We start from the raw sequence: 3,586 nt of genomic DNA on the forward strand, positions 1-3,586 counted from the left end.
GGTATCCGGCATGGCCGAAAACTTGGCCGTCTTGCCGGAAGTTTCTTTCGGGCAAACTGGCGAAGGGGAAATGCGCCCGCATCGGCGCGAGGGAGATTGCAATGATTTCGATGAAAGCCACGATCCGCACGGCACTGATTTCCGCCGTTTCGGTGCATGGCCTGCTGGGTTTTGCCGCACACGCGCAAACCGCCGAGGCGGGAGACATTCAGGACATCGTCGTCACGGCGCAGCGGCAGGCGCAAAGCCTGCAGGACGTGCCGATCGCGGTGTCGGCCTTTTCGTCTGAGGCGCTGACGGAAAAGCAGATCAACAACGCCAACCAGTTGCAGCTTTCGCTGCCCAACGTCAGCTTCTCCAAGAGCAATTTCACTTCGGCCAGCTTCACGATTCGCGGTGTCGGCGACTTGTGCACCGGCGTGACCTGCGACAGCGCAACCGCCATCCACATGAACGACATGCCGCTGTTCGGCACCCGCATCTTCGAGACCGAGTATTTCGATCTGGAACGGGTGGAAGTGCTGCGCGGCCCGCAGGGCACCCTGTTCGGCCGCAACGCCACATCGGGCGTCGTCAACTTCGTGACAGCAAAGCCGGTGATGCAGCGGTTCAAGGCCTCGGGCGAGGTAGGCTACGGCAATTACAACGAAATCCGCGTGCAGGGCATGGTAAACGTGCCGATCGGCGACACGCTGGCGGTGCGCGCGGCCGGCTTCTACCTGAAGCGCGACGGTTACACCAAGAACCTGTTCAACGGCGCAAGCTATGATGGCCGCGACATGTTTGCGCTGCGCGGTTCGATCCGCTGGGAGCCCACACCCGACACCACGGTCGACGTGATGGGCTACTACTTCCGCGAGGACGACGACCGGATGCGCGTCCAGAAGCTGATGTGCCAGACGGACCCGACCGGGGTTCTGGGCTGCCTGCCGGGCAGGCGGGAATATTCTTTCACCAACGCCAATTCGACGCTTGCCAGCACCCTGTCCTCGAAGGAGTTTCTGGCGATTGCAGGTGGGGCCTTCTTCCATGATTTCGGGCTGGCCAGCATCTATGGCAAGGACGTTTATGCGGGCATGCTGAACCCGGCGGATCCGCGCAAGATCTATTCCGACTATGCGCCGACATATTTTGCCGATGAAATCCAGGTGCAAGGCAAGATCGAGCATGACTTCGGCAGCATCAGGGCAAAACTCTCTGGCCAGTATCAGCAGAACTCGGTCAATAGTTCGCAGGATTACAACCAGTCGGTGATGAACCGGGCGCTGTTCGCGCCTGCGCTGCAACATCTGGCCGGCTATGCAGCGGTGCTGCCGCAGTTCCGGCCGATGGTCGATGCGCTGATGCCCAATGGTCCGAACGGCGATCTTTGCACCTCGCTCACCGATCCGAACGGCATGGGGGCCTATGCCGGCCGCCGCCTGTGTTCGGCCACACCGCAGGATTTCGACCGCTCGAACGAACGGCGCCACGCCTGGACCGTTGAAGGCATCGTTTCTTCGAAGTTCGACGGGCCGTTCAATTTCCTGCTGGGCGCCACCTACAACAACATGGTGATGCCCGAGAACAGCTACTATGTGAATGCGTTCACGCTGGACTATTCGTCCGGCATACTGGGTGCGGCAAGCGCGCTTGGCAATCCGGCGCTCGGCAATGTCATCCTCGGGCCGCCGCTCTATCGGAACCACACCGACCGCTACACCCTGAATAGCTGGGGCATCTTCGGCGAGGCCTATTACGACGTCACCGACAAGCTGAAGCTGACGGTTGGTTTGCGCCTCAACAACGACAAGAAATATGTCCGCGCCCGCTCGACGCTGCTGAGCTTCCTGGCGCCGACCAACCTCGGCAACGCGTTCGATTCGCCGCATTTCGCCGGCTTCGATGCCGATCCGGGCCAGCTCGGCAACCAGCCGTGGCAGGAACGCGAAGTATCCTTCCGGGAACTGACCGGGCGCTTCGTGATCGACTACAAGATCACCGACGACAACCTGCTCTATGCCTCCTATTCGCGCGGCTATAAATCGGGCGGCATCAACCCGCCGCTGCAACCGATCTTCCAGGTGTCGGACACGTTCGCACCGGAATTCATCGATGCGTTCGAAATCGGCTCGAAGAACCGTTTCGCCGATGGCCGCCTGCAACTGAATGCCACGGCCTTCTACTATAAATACAAGGGCCTGCAGCTTGCGCGCTTCATCGCGCGGACTGCGGTGAACGATAACGTGGATGCGAACATCTGGGGCCTCGAGCTGGAGAGCATCATCCGGCCGATCCCGCCGCTGGCGATCAACATCAGCGCATCCTATCTGCATACCCGCGTTTCGTCGGACAAATATCTGGCCGATCCGTTCGATCCATCGGGCGGCCGTTCGGATGCCGTCATCGTCAAGGATCTGGGGAATGGCTCCAACTGCGCGGTGATCCCGAAGGGCGCGGGCGGCGCGGCGCTGTCGAACGGCTATGTGACGGCGGTGAACGCGGCGCTCGGGCTGCGCGGCCCGGTTGCCTTCCCGTCGGACAGCGGCATCAACGGCGCGACCGGCGCATTCGGCCTCTGCGATGTGCTGGCCGGAAGTGCGGCGGCGTCCGGCGTCGAGGTGCTCAGCCCCGGCGTTGCCAACAACATCAGGGGTAACAGCCTGCCGCAGGCGCCGGAATACAAGGTGTCGGCCGGCATCCAGTGGACCGAGGAATTCAACAACGGCATGACGCTGGTGCCACGCGCTGACTTGAACTTCACCGGCGAACAGTTCGGCAACATCTTCAACACCAACCGCACGCGGATCGAATCCTTTGTGGTGCTGAATGCGCAGATGCAGTTGAACGCCGCCGACGAACGCTGGTTCCTGCGCGCCTATGTGCAGAACATCACCAACAACAGCGCCATCGTCGGCCTGCACTCGGCGGATGCCTCGTCGGGGAACTTCACCAACGTCTTCACGCTGGAACCCCGGCGTTACGGCGTGATGGCCGGGTTCAAGTTCTGAACATTGCGGGCGCCTGCGGTGGCGGGCGCCCGTTTCAAAATGCCTGCAGGCTGGCCGTTGCCCAGGGCAGCGGCCAGCCGTCTTTCCAGAGCGTGACAGCATGTGCCACGGACGCGATCAGCACGATCGCGCTCAGGATCATGACATAATCCCACGGCAGGAGGCTAAGGCGGCCGATGCCGCGCCTTGCATGCAGAAAGCCCGAAAGCAGCAGCAACAGCAGTGCGATGGCGCCTGCGGCAAGTGTGATGATCCAGCCCATGGCGCTTGCTTCTAGATACCGTCGGGCTATCTGGCGAGAGCTGTCTGTGGCATGGGACGGGCGTTCACCAGTGGGAAGGGAATTGCAATGCGCCAACTTGTTATCGGGTTGCTGATGTCCGTTGCCGCGCCGTCGGCGCTGCTGGCTGCACCCGCACCTGCGCCTGCAAAGGCGCCTGCCGATACGGCCACCGCAGCGCTGATCGACAAGGCCATGGCGGGCGCCTACCGCACCGAGGCCGAACGCGCCCGCGATGTCTATCGCCATCCGCGCGAAACGCTGCTGTTCTTCGGCCTGAAGCCGGGGCAGACCGTCGTCGAAGTGACGCCGGGGG

2 protein-coding genes and 1 pseudogene are annotated in these 3,586 nt (G+C 62.1%); 2 read left to right on the forward strand and 1 reads right to left on the reverse strand.

Features of this window, described 5'->3' with window-relative positions; all coding sequences use genetic code 11:
- The first annotated feature begins 110 nt into the window (after positions 1 to 110).
- Positions 111 to 2,990 carry a TonB-dependent receptor gene (locus tag AC16JP_RS00280; RefSeq protein ID WP_484338599.1) on the forward strand — a complete coding sequence of 960 codons (2,880 nt, stop codon included), beginning with the start codon at positions 111 to 113 and terminating at the stop codon, positions 2,988 to 2,990.
- A 34-nt stretch (positions 2,991 to 3,024) separates the two neighbouring features.
- Here the strand turns inward: AC16JP_RS00280 and AC16JP_RS00285 are convergent, their stop codons facing one another.
- The gene (locus AC16JP_RS00285) at positions 3,025 to 3,252 is read right to left on the reverse strand and encodes a hypothetical protein (protein WP_484338600.1); all 228 of its coding nucleotides are present in this window, start codon (positions 3,250 to 3,252) and stop codon (positions 3,025 to 3,027) included.
- A gap of 87 nt (positions 3,253 to 3,339) precedes the next feature.
- On the opposite strand from AC16JP_RS00285, the pseudogene AC16JP_RS00290 reads away from it, so the two are divergent.
- A pseudogene (locus AC16JP_RS00290) lies at positions 3,340 to 3,586 on the forward strand (methyltransferase); the annotation flags it as partial.

The organism is Sandaracinobacteroides sp. (assembly GCF_057137845.1).